This window comes from Neobacillus sp. S1227 (assembly GCF_055385255.1).
This window is the reverse complement of record NZ_AP038276.1, coordinates 2868784-2888479: the sequence shown is the minus strand read 5'-3', so window position 1 is coordinate 2888479 and position 19696 is coordinate 2868784. Positions and strand designations below refer to the sequence as shown.

The 19696-nt window shown below is 40.9% G+C and carries 21 protein-coding genes; 14 read left to right on the top strand and 7 right to left on the bottom strand.

Going from position 1 to position 19696, the window contains the following annotated elements; all coding sequences use genetic code 11:
- Window positions 1-5: 5 nt before the first annotated feature.
- The 6 genes from ACZ5AE_RS14555 (at window position 6) to ACZ5AE_RS14530 (ending at window position 5303) form a co-directional block, all read left to right on the top strand.
- A complete protein-coding gene (locus ACZ5AE_RS14555; RefSeq protein ID WP_464573477.1) occupies window positions 6-779 on the top strand; it encodes an electron transfer flavoprotein subunit beta/FixA family protein in 774 nt (257 codons plus the stop codon).
- 14 nt (window positions 780-793) lie between these two features.
- Complete coding sequence (locus ACZ5AE_RS14550) at window positions 794-1771, top strand: electron transfer flavoprotein subunit alpha/FixB family protein (protein ID WP_464573475.1); 978 nt, start codon at window positions 794-796, stop codon at window positions 1769-1771.
- 72 nt (window positions 1772-1843) lie between these two features.
- On the top strand, window positions 1844-2689 hold the full coding sequence (locus ACZ5AE_RS14545) for a 3-hydroxyacyl-CoA dehydrogenase family protein (protein WP_464573473.1): 846 nt from the start codon (window positions 1844-1846) through the stop codon (window positions 2687-2689).
- A 15-nt stretch (window positions 2690-2704) separates the two neighbouring features.
- Complete coding sequence (locus ACZ5AE_RS14540; RefSeq protein WP_464573471.1) at window positions 2705-3487, top strand: enoyl-CoA hydratase/isomerase family protein; 783 nt, start codon at window positions 2705-2707, stop codon at window positions 3485-3487.
- Window positions 3488-3633: 146 nt separating this feature from the next.
- Window positions 3634-4407 carry a hydroxypyruvate isomerase family protein gene (locus ACZ5AE_RS14535; RefSeq protein ID WP_464573469.1) on the top strand — a complete coding sequence of 258 codons (774 nt, stop codon included), beginning with the start codon at window positions 3634-3636 and terminating at the stop codon, window positions 4405-4407.
- A gap of 2 nt (window positions 4408-4409) precedes the next feature.
- Window positions 4410-5303 carry an NAD(P)-dependent oxidoreductase gene (locus tag ACZ5AE_RS14530; RefSeq protein WP_464573467.1) on the top strand — a complete coding sequence of 298 codons (894 nt, stop codon included), beginning with the start codon at window positions 4410-4412 and terminating at the stop codon, window positions 5301-5303.
- Window positions 5304-5450: 147 nt separating this feature from the next.
- On the opposite strand, the gene ACZ5AE_RS14525 is transcribed toward ACZ5AE_RS14530, so the two are convergent.
- Window positions 5451-5879 (bottom strand): PH domain-containing protein, encoded by a 429-nt coding sequence (locus ACZ5AE_RS14525; protein WP_464573465.1) that lies wholly within the window; start codon window positions 5877-5879, stop codon window positions 5451-5453.
- A 152-nt stretch (window positions 5880-6031) separates the two neighbouring features.
- Between ACZ5AE_RS14525 and ACZ5AE_RS14520 the strand changes: the two genes are divergently transcribed.
- Window positions 6032-6277 (top strand): hypothetical protein, encoded by a 246-nt coding sequence (locus ACZ5AE_RS14520; protein ID WP_464573463.1) that lies wholly within the window; start codon window positions 6032-6034, stop codon window positions 6275-6277.
- A 46-nt stretch (window positions 6278-6323) separates the two neighbouring features.
- On the opposite strand, the gene ACZ5AE_RS14515 is transcribed toward ACZ5AE_RS14520, so the two are convergent.
- The gene (locus ACZ5AE_RS14515; protein WP_464573461.1) at window positions 6324-7151 is read right to left on the bottom strand and encodes a GNAT family N-acetyltransferase; all 828 of its coding nucleotides are present in this window, start codon (window positions 7149-7151) and stop codon (window positions 6324-6326) included.
- A 195-nt stretch (window positions 7152-7346) separates the two neighbouring features.
- Between ACZ5AE_RS14515 and ACZ5AE_RS14510 the strand changes: the two genes are divergently transcribed.
- The 3 genes from ACZ5AE_RS14510 (at window position 7347) to ACZ5AE_RS14500 (ending at window position 9131) form a co-directional block, all read left to right on the top strand.
- Complete coding sequence (locus tag ACZ5AE_RS14510) at window positions 7347-7694, top strand: hypothetical protein (protein ID WP_464573459.1); 348 nt, start codon at window positions 7347-7349, stop codon at window positions 7692-7694.
- Window positions 7695-7811: 117 nt separating this feature from the next.
- On the top strand, window positions 7812-8018 hold the full coding sequence (locus ACZ5AE_RS14505) for a hypothetical protein (RefSeq protein ID WP_464573457.1): 207 nt from the start codon (window positions 7812-7814) through the stop codon (window positions 8016-8018).
- Window positions 8019-8180: 162 nt separating this feature from the next.
- Complete coding sequence (locus tag ACZ5AE_RS14500) at window positions 8181-9131, top strand: ribose-phosphate diphosphokinase (protein ID WP_464573455.1); 951 nt, start codon at window positions 8181-8183, stop codon at window positions 9129-9131.
- A gap of 218 nt (window positions 9132-9349) precedes the next feature.
- On the opposite strand, the gene ACZ5AE_RS14495 is transcribed toward ACZ5AE_RS14500, so the two are convergent.
- The 4 genes from ACZ5AE_RS14495 to ACZ5AE_RS14480 are packed head-to-tail and all read right to left on the bottom strand — an operon-like array spanning window position 9350 to window position 13410.
- On the bottom strand, window positions 9350-9577 hold the full coding sequence (locus tag ACZ5AE_RS14495) for a hypothetical protein (RefSeq protein WP_464573453.1): 228 nt from the start codon (window positions 9575-9577) through the stop codon (window positions 9350-9352).
- 30 nt (window positions 9578-9607) lie between these two features.
- Complete coding sequence (locus ACZ5AE_RS14490; protein WP_464573451.1) at window positions 9608-10771, bottom strand: Ger(x)C family spore germination protein; 1164 nt, start codon at window positions 10769-10771, stop codon at window positions 9608-9610.
- Complete coding sequence (locus ACZ5AE_RS14485) at window positions 10749-11876, bottom strand: GerAB/ArcD/ProY family transporter (RefSeq protein ID WP_464573449.1); 1128 nt, start codon at window positions 11874-11876, stop codon at window positions 10749-10751. Before ACZ5AE_RS14485 ends, ACZ5AE_RS14490 begins: the two co-directional genes overlap by 23 nt.
- A 13-nt stretch (window positions 11877-11889) precedes the next feature.
- The gene (locus tag ACZ5AE_RS14480) at window positions 11890-13410 is read right to left on the bottom strand and encodes a spore germination protein (RefSeq protein ID WP_464573447.1); all 1521 of its coding nucleotides are present in this window, start codon (window positions 13408-13410) and stop codon (window positions 11890-11892) included.
- Window positions 13411-13744: 334 nt separating this feature from the next.
- On the opposite strand from ACZ5AE_RS14480, the gene sstT reads away from it, so the two are divergent.
- Window positions 13745-14983 carry a serine/threonine transporter SstT gene (gene sstT, locus ACZ5AE_RS14475; RefSeq protein WP_464573445.1) on the top strand — a complete coding sequence of 413 codons (1239 nt, stop codon included), beginning with the start codon at window positions 13745-13747 and terminating at the stop codon, window positions 14981-14983.
- 351 nt (window positions 14984-15334) lie between these two features.
- Window positions 15335-15811, top strand: a complete 477-nt coding sequence (locus ACZ5AE_RS14470) for a hypothetical protein (protein WP_464573635.1) — start codon at window positions 15335-15337, stop codon at window positions 15809-15811.
- A 67-nt stretch (window positions 15812-15878) separates the two neighbouring features.
- Here ACZ5AE_RS14470 and ACZ5AE_RS14465 read toward each other — a convergent pair whose 3' ends face one another.
- Window positions 15879-17075, bottom strand: a complete 1197-nt coding sequence (locus ACZ5AE_RS14465) for a CynX/NimT family MFS transporter (protein WP_464573443.1) — start codon at window positions 17073-17075, stop codon at window positions 15879-15881.
- A 305-nt stretch (window positions 17076-17380) separates the two neighbouring features.
- Between ACZ5AE_RS14465 and ACZ5AE_RS14460 the strand changes: the two genes are divergently transcribed.
- Together ACZ5AE_RS14460 and glnA are read left to right on the top strand one after the other, a co-directional pair.
- Window positions 17381-17872: a hypothetical protein gene (locus ACZ5AE_RS14460; protein ID WP_464573441.1), complete on the top strand. Its 492-nt coding sequence runs from the start codon at window positions 17381-17383 to the stop codon at window positions 17870-17872.
- A gap of 269 nt (window positions 17873-18141) precedes the next feature.
- Window positions 18142-19506: a type I glutamate--ammonia ligase gene (glnA, locus tag ACZ5AE_RS14455; RefSeq protein ID WP_464573439.1), complete on the top strand. Its 1365-nt coding sequence runs from the start codon at window positions 18142-18144 to the stop codon at window positions 19504-19506.
- The last annotated feature ends 190 nt before the right edge of the window (window positions 19507-19696 follow it).

Below are 19696 nucleotides of genomic sequence, written 5' to 3'. Positions count from 1 at the left end.
ATAAAATGAATATTTATGTTTTGTTAAAAAGAACATTTGATACTGAGGAAAAAATTGTTGTTTCAAAGGGAGCCATCCAAGAGGACGGTGCTGAATTTATTATCAATCCATATGATGAGTACGGTGTGGAAGAAGCAATCCAAATTCGCGATAATCAAGGTGGAGAAGTAACCGTCGTGTCAGTTGGCGGGGAAGATGCAGAAAAGCAGCTGCGCACAGCGCTGGCAATGGGAGCAGACAAAGCTGTGTTAATTAATACTGAGGACGACCTTGAAACTGGTGACGAATTTACGACGGCGAAAATTTTGGCCGAATTCCTCAAGGATAAAGATGCTGATTTGATTTTCGCTGGAAATGTTGCGATTGATGGCGGCAGCGGTCAAGTCGGACCACGTGTCGCTGACCTGCTTGATATCCCTTATGTAACAACCATTACCAAAATTGAAGTAGACGGTCAAAACGTCAACATCGTCAGGGACGTAGAAGGAAGCTCTGAAACGATTGAAACATCGGTGCCACTTTTGGTAACAGCACAACAAGGCTTAAATGAACCACGCTATCCATCTTTGCCAGGAATCATGAAAGCAAAGAAAAAGCCGTTAGAAGAATTGGAGCTTGACGACCTCGATTTAGAGGAAGATGATGTCGAAGCCAAAACAAAAACAATCGAAATCTACCTGCCGCCGAAAAAAGAAGCTGGCCGTGTCCTTGAAGGAGATCTTCAAGATCAAGTAAAAGAACTAGTAACTCTGCTGCATTCTGAAGCGAAAGTAATCTAAGGAGGGACATAACTATGACTAGAAAAGTAATTGTACTTGGAGAAATCCGTGATGGGGAATTAAGAAATGTATCATTTGAAGGGATTGCCGCAGCAAAAACCGTTGCAGAAGGCGGCGAAGTAGTTGCTGTCCTGCTTGGTGAATCCGTTGGAAATCTGGGACAAGAGTTGATTCAGTATGGTGCTGACAGGACTGTCGTGGTAGAAAACCCTAAGCTTGCCAGCTACACGCCAGATGGCTTTTCCCAGGCAATCCTTGCTGTTGTGGAGCAGGAACAGCCGGATGCAATTATCTTTGGCCACACAGCACTTGGTAAGGACCTTTCACCAAAGGTTGCTAGCAAGCTTGGTTCCGGGTTGATTTCCGATGCCGTGGCGATTGAAGCAGCAGGAGGAAATGTTGTTTTTACTCGGCCAATCTATTCCGGTAAAGCATTTGAAAAGAAAATTGTCACGGATGGCCTCATTTTTGCCTCCGTCCGTCCAAATAATATTGCTCCGCTTGAAAAAGATGCATCACGCACTGGTGAAGTGTCCTCTGTTTCTGTAGAGATCAAGGATTTGCGTACCATCATTCGCGAAGTGGCGAAAAAGGCAATCCAAGGCGTTGACCTAACAGAAGCAAAAGTGATCATTTCCGGCGGACGCGGCGTGAAAAGTGAAGAAGGCTTCAAGCCGCTTCAAGAACTTGCAGATGTACTAGGCGGCGCAGTTGGAGCTTCGCGCGGTGCATGTGATGCGGAATACTGTGATTATTCTCTTCAAATCGGCCAGACTGGTAAGGTTGTAACACCTGATCTCTACATCGCCTGCGGAATCTCAGGGGCCATTCAGCACCTTGCGGGAATGTCCAACTCTAAAGTGGTAGTTGCCATCAATAAAGATCCAGAGGCCAATATTTTTAAAGTGGCCGATTACGGAATTGTCGGAGATTTATTTGAAGTGGTGCCAATGCTAACTGAAGAAATTAAAAATTTGCTTGTAAAAGCTTAGGTTTAAGAGATTAATAGAAAAGCAGCCCCCTTCTTCAAGGAGGGCTCTTTCTTCATGAAAGGGGAAAATAGGATGGAAATAGTTAGTGTAATCGGTTCCGGTACGATGGGACGCGGAATTGCCTATACAAGTGCAGCAGCAGGTTTTACAACCTATGTCCAAGATATCAGTGAAACGTCCCTGGATACCTGCCGATCCTACATCGAAAAGCAATTTAACCGTGCCGTTGAAAAAGGCGAACTTGATAGGGAAGCGGCAGATGCTTCCATAAACAGAATTCGTTATACCACCCAGCTTGAAGAAGCCGCGAAGGATGCAGATATAGTCATCGAAGCTGTTTTGGAAATCATGGATTTAAAAATAGAAATCTTTAAGCAGCTGGATAAGCTTGTAAAGCCGTCTACCATTCTGGCTACCAATACTTCGACGATGAGCCCAACGGAAATTGCGGCACAAACCTCGAGACCGGACCGCTGTCTTGCACTTCATTTCTTCAACCCGGTACCGAGAATGAAGCTGATTGAAGTCGTTTGTGGACTGGAAACATCCGATGAGACGATTGAAAGAAGCTTTGAATTTGGTAAAGCGCTTGGAAAGGAATGTGTCAAAATAAATGAATTCCCTGGCTTTGCAACCAGCCGGATGAACTGCCTAATTGGGAATGAAGCAATGAATATGGTTATGGAAGGTGTAGGCTCGGTCGAGGATATCGATAAAGCGATTAAATTAGGTCTTAACCATCCGATGGGTCCGCTTGCACTGGCGGACCTTGTCGGCCTTGATACTAGGCTCCGCAATATGGAATATCTCCATAAAACACTTGGAGAGAAATACCGGCCATGTCCAATTCTTGTAAAATATGTAAAAGCTGGACGGCTCGGGAAGAAAAGCGGTAAAGGATTTTATAACTATAATTAAGAGGAGGAAATACTGATGCAAAACTATCAAAATCTTGAAGTAAATCGAAAGGGGCGCCTCGCCTATATCGTTATCAACCGTCCAGAGCTTCGGAATGCCTTGAATGGGGAAACATTACAGGAGATTGTTGCAGCCCTGAATGAACTTAAGGAAGACGATTCAGTCGGAGTTGTTGTTTTTACTGGAAAAGGTGAAAAATCCTTCGCTGCCGGAGCAGATATCAGCCAGTTAAAAAAGAAGACAGCCCTGGATGTTTTTAAACCTGGTGGTATGCAAGAGGTATATGACTTCATTGAAATGTATGATAAACCCACCATTGCGATGGTAAACGGTTTTGCTTTAGGCGGGGGCTGCGAACTAGCGCTTGCATGTGATATCAGGGTTGCTTCTGTGAATGCCAAGTTTGGCCTGCCGGAATTGAATCTTGCCATCATCCCTTCTGCGGGCGGAACCCAGCGGTTAGCTCGCGTGGTTGGAAAAGGGAAAGCGCTTGAAATGATTCTGATTGGAAAAATGATTGACGGGGAAGAGGCCTACAGGATTGGATTGGTATCTGAAGTAGTTGCACCGGAAGAGCTGGCAGCAAAAACCGAAGAAGTAGCTGATAAAATCCTCGCAAAAGGGCCGCTTGCTGTTAAGTTGGCAAAGCTTGCCGTTTTAACCGGATTTGAAACAGACCAAAGAACGGGCTTGCTTATTGAAAAACTTGCCCAAGCAGTCCTGTTTTCTACAGAAGATAAAAACGAAGGAACATCGGCATTTTTAGAAAAAAGAAAGCCGGAATTCGCATCTAAATAAGTAACAAGTGCCTGGCATCATCCGGTTAATGGACGGTGCCAGGCATTTTGTTTGTCGATTTTTTAAAAGATGCAAGGAAAAATGAAAATTATAGTCGAATCTTTTATGTAATGCTTTTTAAAAAATTTTTATTGATGGAGTTAGAGATGAACAAATATGCCGTTAATCTTACAACTATATTCACTGAGGTTCCTTTTTTGGAAAGATTTAAGAAAGCCCGGGAGTGTGGATTTACTTATGTGGAGTGTCAATTTCCATATGACTATTCCATAGATGAAATACAGCGCGAACTTGTCCGGAATGAATTATCGATGGTGCTTTTAAATTTGCCGCCGGGAAATTGGACAAAGGGTGACCGGGGCATTGCAGTTGACCCCAATCGGAGGAACGAATTTAGATATTCGGTCATGGAAGGAATCAAGTACGCAACGGCCTTAAACGTTCCAAGAATTCACTGTATGGCTGGTATCGTATCCGAAAATGTTAGGGAAGCAGCTAAGGAGGTCTATTTGGAGAACCTTCATTATGCCGGAATCGAAATGGCGAAGCATGGCCTGACGGTTATGATAGAACCGATCAACCAATTTGATATGCCTGGATATTTTTTAAGTGACATTCGTCAAGCTAAGGAAATTCTGGATACATTAGGGCTGCCGAATATAAAGCTTCAATTTGATTTTTACCATATTCAAAGGATCCACGGGAACTCGCTTGCATTTTTTCAACAATATGCTGATCTAGTTGGCCATATTCAAATTGCCGATGTTCCGGGGCGGAATCAGCCCGGTACAGGAGATATGGAATACCAGCGTATTCTTCGATATTTAATGGATACATATGAAGGGTATATCGGGCTGGAATATACCCCTTTAGGGAAAAGCCAGAATAGTTTCGAATGGATTAAGGGAGGAGGGAAATAAACATGAGAGTAGGGTTTATTGGAATAGGTGTTATGGGTTCAAGGATGGTAAAAAAGCTTTTGGGTCATGGGTACCAAGTAAGCGTCTATAACCGCACTAAGGAGAAAGTAAAAGCACTGGTGGAGCTTGGCGCCACTCATGAAGAATCCATTTCTTTGCTGGCACAAAACTGTGATGTTATTTGCACATGTTTATCGATGCCAGGCGATGTTATAGAAGTTTATCAAGGAAACGCCGGAATCCTTGAAAATGCCCGGCCCGGGACTACTTGTATTGATTTTACTTCGGTCGGTGCAGATACGAGTAAAACGATTCACGCAAGTGCGATTGAAAAAGGTATAAGTTATCTCGACTGCCCTGTAAGCGGAGGACCAGAGGGAGCGGAAAGCGGTTCTTTAACGATAATGATCGGGGGAGAAAAGGCTGCGTTTGAGAAGGTTTTTAAGATATTAGAAGTTGTCGGGGGGACGATTGAATATCTCGGACCATCGGGCTCTGGCAGCATTGCCAAACTGATGAACCAATATCTAGTTGCGGTTCATTCATTGGCAGTTTCCGAAGTGATGGTAACCGGGTCTAAATTCGGCCTTGCTCCAGAGCAGCTATACAAAATCCTCTCTGCCAGCTATGGGGACAGCCGCATTTTGCGGAGACATATGGAGGAGTATGTATTCGACCGTCAATTTGAGCCTGGCGGCGCAGTGAAATATGTTCACAAGGATGTCCGCTTGGCCAATCAGCTTTTACAAGAAGCAGGATTGAGGGAATTTACAGGTCAATTGGCAGAGGAGGCCTATCGTTTGTCAACCGAGCAAGGTTTAGGCGATTTGGATATGTCGGCGGTGATTCTGCCGTTGGAGGAACAATGCGGGGTTGTGGTGAAGAAAAACAGATAGTAAGCTGGGGTGGTTTTTCTGCCCGAAGCGGTGTCTGGAACCACCAAAGGAAAATAAAAATCTTATTTTACGTGGAGTGTTCCTAGAAATAGTAATATCAGTCAAGAAAAGTGCCAAATAGCCTTTTTAACGGCCATCTGGCACTTACTATGACTTTATTATCTTTGCATGTGGACAAAGTTTTGCGAGAACATCCATAAACTCGTCCCTGTCCTTAGGTGAAATGAGAACAGTATCATATTGACCGTACGTAATCTCAAGTCTTTTTAATGACAACGCAGGGCTAGATAAGGGATTCATCGTTTTCTTGACGGATTTTATTGAATAAAAAGGGATAATTTTCTTAAAGGGTCCGTACCTCACGATTAAGTTTTTATCATCAATAACATAGTAAGTCGTCAACCACAGCCACAATATTAAAATGGATAATAGAATCGGAAACAGGAGGGCAACTATTATTTCACCAACATTCGGAGTGTCTTCAAAAGCCGCCCATCCGCTGCTTCCAATCGCAAATATCATGCCCCCAAAAACAATTACCGTTAGCCACCAATCCTTCTTTGATGAATATTTCATAAAAAAACACCACCAATATTAGGTTCTTTATATTTAATACGATCATCATTAACAAAAGGTTTCCTAAAAAAGTGAGAAGTTCTTATGATTGTTAAATATGCAGTCCTGGGGTAATAATGATATATTATTCTAAAAGTAGGTGAGGTAGATATATGGAAAAGAAGCAAAAGAGCACCGGAGAAGCACCAAGTGAAGAAGCACTCTCTTTTTCCGCTAATAAAAAGTGGCTTTCCATTCCGGTGAAAATTCGCAAAGATCTGGAACGAAATGTTTGGTGCAGTGATTGTTGCGATGTTGTTCAGATTGTAAATTATTCCGTAAAGGAATCATCGCCTGGAATTGCATTGGAAGGAAAATGTAAGAGTTGTGGCAGCGACGTGGCCAGATTTATTGAATAACGAAAAAACGGCCAGGATCCTAAATAGATCCTGGCCGTTTTTGACTCTAATTCTGATATCGATAATAATCCTGTGAATGATAACTCCTAAACCCGCAAGATTCATAGAGCCCCAGTGCATGGGCGTTCTTAGCTTCAACTTCAAGAAAAATCGGCAAGCCTTTTTGATGTTCCATTTGGACGACTCTTGATAAAGCACGACGCCCTATCCCTTTTCCTCGCAGTTCAGGGAAAATCGCGAAACCGTAAATCCAAGCTTCGCCATTTAACTCGGAAACCCGCATTTTTCCAGCTATCCTGCCTTCGGCCTCAATAATCAGCCTATCCTCACGGCTAGTTTCCGAGATGGTCCGTTGAAATTCACGTGCTTCCTTTTCACTGAACCCAAAGCCAGATATTTCTAACTGAATTTCAGCCTCCCAATCCTCTTTGCTAGAAGAGGGTCTTACCGTAACAGAAGGATCATCGACTAATTCTGTGTACTGCCATTTCATCTGATATTCCGCTACCGAAAAGGTACATGGAATTGTTTTTATAAATTCCTTTGCTGACAGTGATCCAGTCGGGGCATTCAGCAAAATGGTGACCGCACCGTGTCTTTTCGCCTCATCAAGCCCTGACTTAAGCAACTTGGAGAAGATTCCTTTTCTCCGGTACTCCGGATGCACCATCCCGCAAAGCTCCACTTTATTTCCAAACCCATAGCTTCCTAGAAAACCAACGAGCCTGCCATCCTCGTAATGAAAGAAGTCCTCCAGTCGGTTTTCGCTGCGATTTTCAAGCATATCAAAATTCAGTTTAAGTTGGAATCCACCATCTTTTTCACAAATCTCCTGGAGAACTTTAATATCATTTAATTGTTCCTGTTTTAGCATTTCGGTCACCCCTATTCATAATCCACTATATCTATTCGTTTTTTAATTTAGGTATTCCTTCTCGAAATACGGTGAACCTCATGCCAGGCATCATTTATTTAAAGGGTGCCTGGCACTTTTCGTTTTGTAATATAATAATAATCCCAAACATACACTCTCCGTAAGAATGCAATTAGTTACCGAGGAGATGGAAACATGCAATTCGAGATGCAAAAGGCGATCTTGCTCGCTGAAAATATAAATAATTTTATAAAATTTGTCCATAAGACCCATGCAAATAAAAATAGTGTTTATGTAAATGTGGATAAGGTGTATCAAATTAAACTAATCATGGAGGAGTTTCAGTATCAAATTATTGCAGACGAACTTATAAGAATTAATCGATTTTCCTGGGATGAAAAATACACTCATTATTTAGTGAAGCAGTTTCAGGAAGGCCTCGACATTATTGAGGAGTACGTAAAAATTAACCATGATGATTTATTTATTTTTTCTGGAAGACTCTATACGATAAAAAACCTCGTCTTATCATTCAGCAAATAGAAGACTCATTAAGAGTTGTTTTCAATTAATTTAAAAATTGAATAGCTTTTTAAAAGGATTTTCACCCTCCAACATCGAATTATGAATAGTAACAACATAAGTTAGGAGTGGGGAAAAATGAAGATTAAAGTCGTCATGGATTCAGGGAAAGAATATGTCATTAGCGAAAAGGATTATTCATTACAAGACTTCACTCGAACTTTTTATACTGATTCAGCAAATGGTGACAGAACCTTGCATAACACGCTGGTATATTTAGACAGAGACGAGAAAATTGTCATCAATCCAACGCGGATATCCTCTGTGGAGGTAATTGAAAAATAACAATGGGTGCATCCTTCAAGGGTGCTTTTTTATTTTATAGGCTTTTTTCAAATCCTTAATAACAATAATATTTTAGAAAAGAGTCATTTTTTGTGCAAAATTTATTCCTTGTCCCAATTGAATGTTATAATAATAAAAAAAGTATTTTTTGGAGGAAACAAGGTGCCTTATCAACTAAATAAAGACTTCAAAATGTTTACCTTAAATTCAAACCGCAAGTTGGCAGAAGAAATGGCTGAACTTTTAGGCTGTACATTGGGCAGGAGCTCCGTGAAGCGATTTAGCGATGGCGAAATTCAAATTAGCATAGAAGAAAGTGTTCGCGGAAGTGAAGTTTTTATAGTCCAATCCACTTCACATCCCACGAATGTACATATTATGGAGCTTCTTATCATGATTGATGCCTTGAAACGAGCTTCTGCAAAAGTGATTAACATCGTTGTGCCATATTACAGCTATGCCCGACAAGATAGAAAAGCAAGGTCGAGGGAACCTATCACAGCAAAACTTATCGCGAATCTTTTAGTTTCAGCTGGTGCCAGCAGGATTATCACGATGGATTTCCATTCCCCGCAGGTTCAAGGTTTTTTTGATATTCCTGTAGAACATTTAATCGGGATTCCGATTCTTTCAAAGTATTTTGAAGAAAAAGGGTTAGAAGATATCGTTGTGGTTGCACCGCATAACGGCGGGGTGGTTAGAGCGAGAAAAATGGCGAGTCTGTTAAATGCACCCATCGCCTTGATTGACCGGCGCCGCCCTGAGCATGATGTATCTGATATCATGAACATCATTGGAAACATTCAAGGAAAGAATGCGATTATCGTGGATGATCTCATCGATACAGCAGGGACGATAACAACTGGCGCAAATGCAATGATGGAAAAAGGGGCAAAGGCTGTTTATGCCTGCTGCACACACCCGCTGCTTTCTGGACCAGCCGTAAGCAGAATCGAATCATCTTCAATTAAAGAATTGGTGGTTACCAATACAGTTTCCATTCCAAAAGAAAAGAGAAGCGGTAAAATGACAATTTTATCCGTTGCTCCATTACTAGTTGAAGCCATCGATCGGGTTCATAATAAAAAAGCCGTCAGTCCGTTATTTGAATAACCATCTACCGAAAAATCCACCCACGGCCTAGCGGCTAGGATGGATTTTTCATTTTTGGGGGATTAAAAAAGACTTACTGTTGGATAGGAACCACCAATTGTCGGATAACAAGCTTCAACTGTCGGATATCCATCGTTAACTGTCGCATGGCACTTTCTATTTGTCCGATAAGATGCGCCAACTGTCGGATAACCCAATTCATCTGTTACAGAAGGTTTTTATTTTTTGATCAGCTTTCCAAATGGTTTGTAAATCCAGTCAATCATTTGAGTGGGGCCAGGCATATCTGGAAAGAAAATAAGTAAGACAGACAGAACCAATCCGAGACTAGTTAGCACTATAAACGCAGCCTTTTCTTTCTTTTGGTGCTTTTTTAATTTGGGCCATTGATAAAGAAACATGATGTTGGCAATGAAAATACTAGCACCCACCAGAGCCCATTTCATGATTTCACCTCTTTTTTTCCTGCAAGGGTTTTAAGAAGTCAAACCCTGCCTGCGAATATGGCATTTTGTAGCAAATTTTAATTTTACATTGGGAAAGATCTCATCCCATCGATTTTTTTCTTTATTCCATATATCTGGGTATTTACGATGAAAGGCTCCGGCGAATCCAAAAATATCGGCTTTCATCTCCTCTTGCACGTGATCCCTTGCCATAATAATTCTTTTTTCAATCTCTTTCGCTAACAGAGGTTCAAGCGATTTTACAACAACCGGATTCGATACATCTAAATTTGTTGTGTTTTGGATGATATCACCGGCGGATTCGGATTTAAGGGTGATTGTCCATTCGCCATTGTGTATTCTTGGTACTATGGTAGATTGTGCTTGGAGGACATTTACGGAAATATAACCGTCTGTATTTGGTGGTTTGATCGTAATGACTCCTAACAAAATTTCATTTCTTAGCCAAAGCACCCCCCTTGTTACGGAATCATTAATAATTCCAATCATTTTATCCTTTTTGAAGATGGCGGTTCCCGTACTATAAGCAATCGTCTGTTTGGGTTTTTCCTTATTTTCAGGGGGAAGGATGGTTATCCACGGCAAAGCGCAATCACCGGAATCACCTATCAGCATTTGTGCCAATTTTTTTGTGGTAATGTTTAATCCCAACTTATGCTGACTTAGCTCCCGCAAAACCTCGGACAAATCACGTTCAAGCGGAGGCATAAGACTTAACACCTTTTTCGCCTTTTGATTGCTGACAAAAATATGCGCACGTTCACGAAGCGTTGGATGCCGCATGATAAAATCAACGTGTTGGCCAATACCTTTTCTGGCAAGCTCCTCATCAATGATAAAAACATCTGTATGGCCCCAAAAGATTTTCCGGGGCAGTTTCTCCTGAAGCCTGGCCATCGCATCTGCAATTGTTTTCCCTTCCGCTGATCTTACGAGGGTTTGACCCGCATCGGTATTATTGCTCTCCATCGTCTGACTGCTGCTGCCGCCTTTTGGAATAAAAACAAGAACAGTCAGTTCGATCTTATCATTTGCAAATTTGTCAAAACCGGCAGCCGTAATCAAAGCCAAATCATTTACTTCATTCCTGTCCCAGCATCCAGAGAGCAATATGACTGAACCAATTAGGATAAAATAAAGCAGTCCTTTTTCACTGATTGACCGGAGTTTCATTATGTTTATTTCCTTTCTGTTGACCTAGCTGTTTTCGAACGTATGCAGTCATCAGCAGAATTACCGGTATCACGACCTGGATGGATAGAATATAAATTGCCCCTGATGTTGCAAGAAAAAAGGAAAGCTCCTGTAGATCCCGTGCTGCCCATAGTCCTTGTAAGAGAATTAAGAAACCAATCGGCAGCACAATTGGGCGGTAATCTGAGAGTTTAAGCCACTGAGCGGTGCCGAGAGAAAGTGCATAATAAAAAACCGTAATTTTGATAAAGGTCCCGGCAATCCAAATCGCCATGACAATCGATTCCAAATGTTCCAAGAAATCAGCGATACTAATGTAGCGGGCTGCCACCATTACAGGGTAGGTGAGGGAACCAGTTAAATTTCCAAATAATAAGAGAGTCATCATATTGGTAATAACCATTAGAAACATGACGCTAAAAACCGCTAACAATCCCCACTTCAACCCTTTTTTCTGATTTTTTACGTAAGGCAGAAAAAAAGACAAAAGGATGAACTCACTGTACCAGCTTTGCGGGACAATGGACCCCATTAACGATGGCATGATCCCTTTTTCCATAATGGGAAACAGATTATCCACTTCCAAATCTTTGATTAGCAGGATGACTAGTAGGATGTAGAGGAGAATCACAACAGGAACGATGATTTCCGAGGACCTGCCTATCACTTCGATTCCCCCTAAAACGGCAAAGGAACATACAAGAACCATGGTTCCGATTATTACGGACATGGGGGTATGGAATAGGGCTGCACTGGAGACAAACTCACCATATTCCCGGACGATAATCCCTGTAATGTGTAAATAGAAAAATAGAAAGATAAATCCAATTGATTTTCCAAGTATTTTTCCAAGAACACGTTCGCTATATTCAATAATGGTTAGTTCTGGAAAAAGCTTATTCAATTGATAGGATAAAAACACAACAAAAAAACCGGTAGCGGACGCCCAAATTGGTGACAACCATAAGTCATGATGGGCATGTTTGGCGGTTATTGACGGCACCAACAGAAGCACCGTAGCGATTATGGCAGGGATCATTAGCAAAGCCATTTGAACCGGCGAAATTTTACCTTTTTCCAGCATGTTGAGTCAACTCCTATTCCTTTCCTTTTAAAGGAGAAGGCTTTTGTCCATTCGGCTGACGTACCATATTATAATCATCCGTCCAATGGGGCCTCTTCTTTAAAGACCACCATGGCGCCCTGATGATGGAATCCTTCAACTCTGATTTTCTAACGGGTGCCAAGGGTTGTAGATAGGGAACCCCAAAGGACCGAAGTGTACACATATGAACAATGATGGTAAGCAGTGCGAGCATGATGCCAACTAATCCCAATGTACCTGCCAGAAACATGATGGGGAACCTTAGAATCCGAAGGGCAATCGATGCGCTGTAGCGCGGGATTAAGAAGGAAGCAATCCCGGTAATTGCCACTGCTATAACCATAGGTGCCGAAACCAATCCCGCCGATACTGCCGCTTGACCAATGACCAAAGCGCCGACGATACTAATTGCAGACCCGATGTTTTTAGGCAGTCGGATGCCGGCCTCTCGAAGTGCCTCGAAGGCAAACTCCATAATCAATGCTTCGACTAATGCCGGGAAAGGGATTTGTTCTCGGGACTTAGCGACGCTTATTAATAGGGAGGTGGGAATCATTTCCTGATGGTAAGTCAGGATGGCGACGTACACAGATGGCAGCAATAAAGCCACCAGTAAAAAGACATAACGAAGCCAGCGAATCAGTGTTCCAATGATAAACCCTTCATAATAATCCTCTGGTGACTGCAGCAGGGAGTAAAAGGTCGTTGGGGCAATCAGGGCAAAGGGAGTCCCATCGGTTAAGATGACCACGTTACCTTCGAGTAAGCTCGCGGCTGCAATATCCGGCCGTTCTGTATTTAAGATTAACGGGAAAGGAGAGTAAGGATGATCTTTAATGAACTCCTCGATATATCCGCTCTCCAGAATACCGTCAATATCAATCCGGTTTAAACGGTTTTGAACCTCTTCGAGCAGGGATTGGCCTGCTAGCCCTTCAATAAACATAATAACTACTTGTGTTTGGCTGTACCGTCCGATTTGAATTTGTTTCATTTTTAATTTGGGACTTCTAATTTTTCTTCGCAGCAGAACGATGTTTGTAGCTATTGTTTCAATAAAACCATCTCTTGGTCCGCGAACTACGGATTCCGCTGCCGGTTCTTGAAGCGAACGTTTTTCCCACTTTGGCAGTCCGGCGACAATTCCTTGTGATTGATGGTCTAGTAAAATAACAGGGTTCCCTGAAGAAACTTCATTGATCACATCGTCAAAAGTTTGTATTACCTTAATGTTTGAAACTGTTAAATTCTTTTCTAGTATTGCCTGTATATTCGGCAGCAGGTCCATATTTTGTTGCATTAATGGCTTTAAGACATTTCTATCGATTTCTTCGATGTCTGACATTCCGTCAACATAGATGAGAAGAGCCTTTGTATTATTGCCAATTAAAAAATGACGGAATTTTATATCTGCACAATCTGCGTAGATAGGCTCCAATATTTGAATATTTTCGGCTAATTGAACGGAAAGGGAGTCCATCATTAAAACTGGCTTTTTTTCAAACTGACTCATTTTTTCCTTCGAATTTATTGATTTTGAAAATAAATTTAGTATTCTTCTACGCGATTTCATAGGTTCTTTTCCCCTGGTTTTCAAATGAGTATTAATTGAAAATATCCCACATTTTCTCAACATTAGTATGATTTGGTGCCAGTTGTTTTATACAAGGAAGAGAGCCGGAAAGATTAAAGTTGATAAAATATAATAAAAATTTCTAAATTTTTATTCTATTCAAATAATGAAATAGCTATTGTGAGATATCAAAATATTCTCTATAATAATGTTAGGCAATAGGGAATGAAAGAGAGAATTTTTACGGAAGTAATAATAAGTGGGGGGAGTAGTTTTGAAAAATCTATTGAAAAAGTGGAATCAAGTAAGTCTAGTAAAACAAATCATTGTTGGTTTGATTATTGGTATCATACTTGCTTTAACGGTTCCAGCAGCAGCAAAGCCGTTAGTCATTTTAGGTTCATTATTTGTCGGCGCTTTAAAAGGCATTGCACCTGTTTTGGTCCTGTTCCTCGTTATGTCTGCGATTGCCCAGCATAAGAGCGGTCAACAAACAAATATGAAATCCATTCTCGTTCTATATCTCCTAGGAACATTTCTAGCAGGATTAATCGCTGTTATTGCAAGTTTTATTTTCCCAGTAGGTTTGACACTTGCAAAGGGAGCAGAGGATATGACAGCTCCTGGTGGTGTTGTCGAGGTTCTCAAATCCTTACTACTGAACGTAGTCGATAATCCTGTCAAGGCCATCTTCAATGCCAACTATATTGGAATCCTGGCTTGGGCAGTCGTTCTTGGCATTGCATTGAAAAATGCTCCAGATACAACCAAAACAATGATTTCTAATTTTTCCGATGCGGTTTCCAAAATGGTCACTTGGGTAATCAAGCTGGCTCCGCTTGGAATAATGGGTCTAGTTATTGACTCGATTACGACAAACGGTATCGATTCTTTGCTTAGCTATGGAAAATTGCTAGTCGTTTTACTTGGTTGTATGATTTTTGTGGCGTTTGTCATCAATCCGCTTATCGTTTTCGCTGCTACACGTCAAAACCCGTTCCCACTTGTGTTCATGTGTCTTAAGGAAAGCGCCATTACGGCCTTCTTTACACGCAGCTCTGCTGCCAATATTCCAGTCAATATGAAGCTTTGTGAAAAACTAGGGTTGGATAAAGATACGTATTCCGTTTCTATTCCGCTTGGAGCAACAATAAACATGGCCGGTGCTGCGGTTACTATCTCAGTATTAACCCTTGCAGCTGTTCATACGCTTGGAATTCAAGTGGATATCCCTACTGCAATTATCCTAAGTGTCTTGTCTGCTGTTTGTGCTTGCGGCGCTTCAGGTGTTGCAGGTGGTTCCTTATTATTAATTCCGTTGGCTGCCAGCCTATTTGGAATCCCGAATGATATTGCAATGCAAATAGTTGGTGTAGGTTTTATCATTGGCGTTTTACAGGATTCTTGTGAAACAGCATTGAACTCTTCAACTGACGTATTATTCACAGCAGCTGCAGAACACCGCAAGAACCGTTTACAAGGAAAGAAATCTTTCGTCCGTAAATCTGCATAAGGAAGAGACCCTCTATCTGTGATGGATAGAGGGTTTTTATTTTTATAAAGGCTCTTTTCTCAGAGATCGTTGCTTTTATCTATATTGAAAACACCGAGTGGATTGGAGCGAAAGGCGCTTGACTCCTGCGGGAAATAGAGGAAAGGTCGAGACCCCGCAGACGGAACGTCGAGGAGGCTCGACTTCCTCCCCGCGGGTTTGCTGAGCGCCTGTAGCGGAAAGGAACGGACAGTGTTATTACCAAAAACAACAAACTTTACGAAAAGAGCCTTTTTAAAAAATATGTTGGTGATTTTAAACCAAAATATTTATAATGGAGTTTATATGACTTTAAAAATTTTGGAGGCCTTTATGCTGACTTTTGATGAAAAACTGGCTGTAATCGAATCATTTCCTGAACTTGAGAAGGTAAATGTTTCACTAGGAAGAGTAAATTTCCAATATAACGAAAGTGTTTATGAAAAGAAAAATGTGGTGTACCATCTCCATCCAAATGGAAATGGGTTTGTATATGCCGGCCGATTATCTCAATACCAAACCGATCCAAAAGGGATGGTAAATATTCGGGACTACTCGGAGGAAGAGTTAAAAAAACTGATTAGGGAATCCATAAATAGCTTGTCTGCTGTAGAAAAGCCGATTGAAGAGGAAGCGATTGTTGGTGATAACGAAGAAGAACGATGGGTCAATGCGGATAATCAAGTTCTGCTGTTAGTCAACGAAGACGAAATCTGGAATATTTATTTTGGACTCAACCTCGAAGAAACCTTTGCTACACGGGCAGAGGCAGAAATATTTCTAGTTGAAGAAGGTTTTAGAAGAAGATAGTTTTTCTATCATAAAGAAAAAATGCCGGTTACTCACACTTACAAAGGAGCACCGGCATTTTTTAGTTTTAACCAATTTTTTTCAATGGTTCTCGAATGACATAATGATTTCTTCCTGCACCAATACCTGCAACGGTTAACATGATATTTATAATTGCTAAAACAAATAATGGGATCGTCCATGACTGCGTCTGGTCGAAAAGGTAACCAATCAAACTAGGACCAATTGCGGCCAGCAGATACCCAATTGATTGGGACATGCCAGATAAATTCGCAGCTTGCTTGGCATCAGTGGTTCTTAAACCGATAAAGGTAAGGGCTAAACTAAAGCTTGCACTCTGGGCAACTCCTATAAAAATAACGGACGCTATTAATAATATCGTATTACCATTAAAGATAAGACCGAAAAGCCCAACTAAGTGAAGAATTCCCAAAAAGAGAACCATTCCTTTTTGATGTGGAAAACGTTCGGCAATGACTGGTGTCATAAACGTGGCAGGCAGTCCCACCAATTGCATGATGGAAAGTATCCAGCCAGCCAACGTCAAACTCATGCCGTGACTTTCTAAAATGGCAGGCAGCCAAGCGATTGTACAATAAAACAAAAATGATTGCAGTCCAATAAAAAAGGTAACCTGCCAAGCCAATGAGGATGACCATAGGCCTTTATTTCCGGAAGGAGTGTTCTCAATTGGTTTTCGGACGCTGGTTTCGCGAAGCTGTGGGAACCAAATAATCATTGCTATCACGGCTAATACTGCCCAAAAAGCCAGCGCTGTCTTCCAGCCTAAAGCCATCCCTTGGGCTAGCGGCACAATAATTCCAGACCCTAGCGCGGCAAAGGTGCTAAGTGCTGTCGTATAGGTGCTTGTCATGATTCCGACTTTATCCGGGAATTTCAGCTTTACTAAACTAGGCAGGAGGACATTTCCAACAGCAATGCCAATCCCGATTAAAAGGGTGCCGACAAAAACAGTTGGGAGGTATCCAAGTGACCGTATGATAATTCCGACAAATAAGATAAAAAGACCTATAAATATAGTCCGCTCATTTCCATAGGTGCGGCTGATTCTTGGTGCAAGCACGGAAATAATCGCAAATGATAATAGTGGGAGAGTGGTAATAAATCCTGCTGTCCCGTTTGAAATGCCTAAATCCGTCCGGATAAATCCGATGAGGGGGCCCACAGATGTAAGGGCAGGCCGCAAATTAAACGCTACAAAAATAATCCCAATGACGAGAAGGGTTCTATTCACTTTTTTCATTCTGTTCCTCCGTGATGAAAAGAAAAGATCTTCTTTTTTTATTCATAACCATAATCATATCATTTTATCTGTTCGGAATGCATTAAATTCCTATATAAAAAAGAGAAACCATAATTGTATTTATGAAACCCAACGGTTATTAAGAAATTTTCCCAACTTATAATAACTCACATATTTGCAGGGGGAACATAAAAAATGAATTTACGAACTCTTTCCACCTGTCGATTGAACAAACATTAGATTTTGATATAAAATTAGGTTAATAGTTTGAAAATGTTTGAAACCACTGCATGGGGGAACAGCTTATGGCTATCGTTAAATCGGTAAAAATCGATGGAGAGAGTATCCATATTTTTAATAGTGCCATCTATATTTTTGAATCAAATTCTGGATTCAGCTTGCAATTGGATTTAATAGTGAGTGAAGTGACGGTGAAAAAATACAGAAAGTTTGAAAACCTGATTACGGAAATAGAATTAGAGGATGGCCGCATTATTCATTCTATTATGCATGCGAAAATTCTGCCAGGAGGGCTGCCGCAGCTAAATTTATTTTCTGAACTTGACGACCTAAATGAATATGAGGATTTCGATAAGATCAACGAAAACGATTCATGGTTTCCTAATATTGAAGAGGGCATCACATTGGAAGAAATAAGAAAAGTGGAAATGCCGCTTGAAGAAGTCAGTTTAAAATTAAAACTGCCCATTAACCAGGTCGAATGGTTAAAAGCCCAAAAAAAGAGTTTTTTGAATGAAATGTTTAAGGAAGTACTTCATGATATTTTGAAAAAATAGAATCTTTAAAGGAATAGAATATGCTGTTAAAACCGACATTCTGGGAAAGGATGTCGGTTTTTAAATATTCCATACATGGTTTTGTATATTTATGAATTAAAAACCTCTAAGAATTTGGTAATAACCCATAATCCATTATCATGTTTTGAAAACGCTTTCCGAAAAACTAGCATAAATATTCAAAAAAATATACAGAAAGTACTTGTCTAATGATAGACTTTAAAATATAATGTAAAAAAACATAACATGAATCTGGGAGGTAATGTAACATGACTGAAACACTTATTTCAAATGCAGCATTAAATTCTACAATTCTAGAACAAATTAAAAACACAATTAAAGAAAAAAGTGTAGAACTCCTTCACTTACAATTCGTAGATATCGAAGGAATCTTAAAACACGTCACTGTTACAACGGAGCAGCTGGATGATGTAGTAGAAGGAAAAATGATGTTTGATGGATCGTCAATTAAAGGTTTTTCCCCGATTAACAAATCTGACCTTTATTTACAGCCAGATTTAAATACGTTTGCAGTCCTTCCTTGGACAGTAGAAACAGGATATTCCGAAGCTCGTTTTCTATGCTCTGTTAAGAACCCTGATGGAACATTATTCGAAGGGGACACAAGAAATGTTCTTAAGAAAACAGTGGAGCGTGCAGCTGATCAAGGATATACCATTTCGGTCGGACCAGAATTGGAATTCTTCCTATTTAAAACAGATGAAAATGGCTACCCGACACAGGAGCTTGGCGATAATGCAGGTTATTTCGAGCCATCCCCTTATGATTTAGGGGAACGTGTCCGCTTAGAAATCTACCGTGCATTGAAGGCAATGGGCTTTACGATTGAAGCCTCTCACCATGAGGTTGCAGAAGGACAGCATGAAATTAACTTTAAATATGCAGATGTCCTTACAGCTGCGGACTTAGCTACTACTTATAAGTGGGTTGTTAAGACCGTTGCAAAGAAATTTGGCCTGCATGCTACTTTTATGCCAAAACCGGTTTTCGGTATCAATGGTTCCGGAATGCACGTCAATATGTCATTCTTTGAAGGAAGCGAAAATGCATTCTTCGATCCTTCTGATGAATTACAGTTATCGAAAAAAGCATACCAATTTATTGCAGGTGTCCTTGAAAACGTGAAGAGCTTTACTGCGATCACGAACCCGCTAGTAAACTCTTATAAGCGTTTGGTTCCTGGCTATGAGGCACCGTGCTATATTGCATGGTCTACATCAAATCGTTCAGCCCTTATTCGTATCCCGGCAAAAAGAGGTCTTGCGACTCGTGTGGAATTACGCTGTCCAGATCCATCCTCTAACCCATACTTAACGTTCGCGGTTATTGCTTCGGCAGGGCTGGATGGAATCGAAAAAGAATTAGAAGCGCCGGCTCAAATTCAAGAGGATATTTTCCACATGAATGAAGAAGAAAGAGCATTCCGCGGCATCGACAATCTTCCTGGAAGCCTAGCTGACGCTATAAAAGAATTAGAAGCAGGAGAAATTGCTTCTCAAACATTAGGAGAGCACGTTTACACTGAGTATGTTTCCCTGAAAAAAGCAGAATGGGACAGCTACCGTACTGCAGTACACTCTTGGGAAATCGCGAACTATCATTCTAAGTTCTAATAAATAGTCTTAAGCACTGGGGGCTGGCCCCAGTGCTTTATTTTTTGATTATTGAAATGGTCTTATAATAGTTTTCAAACCAAAGGGGTTTGAGAAGAAAAAATGGAAGTAATCTTATCAAAGGGTCATATGTCCGAAGTTATTAGAAAACAAGAGTGGAAGTGGACTTATAAAATGATTTAACAATAGA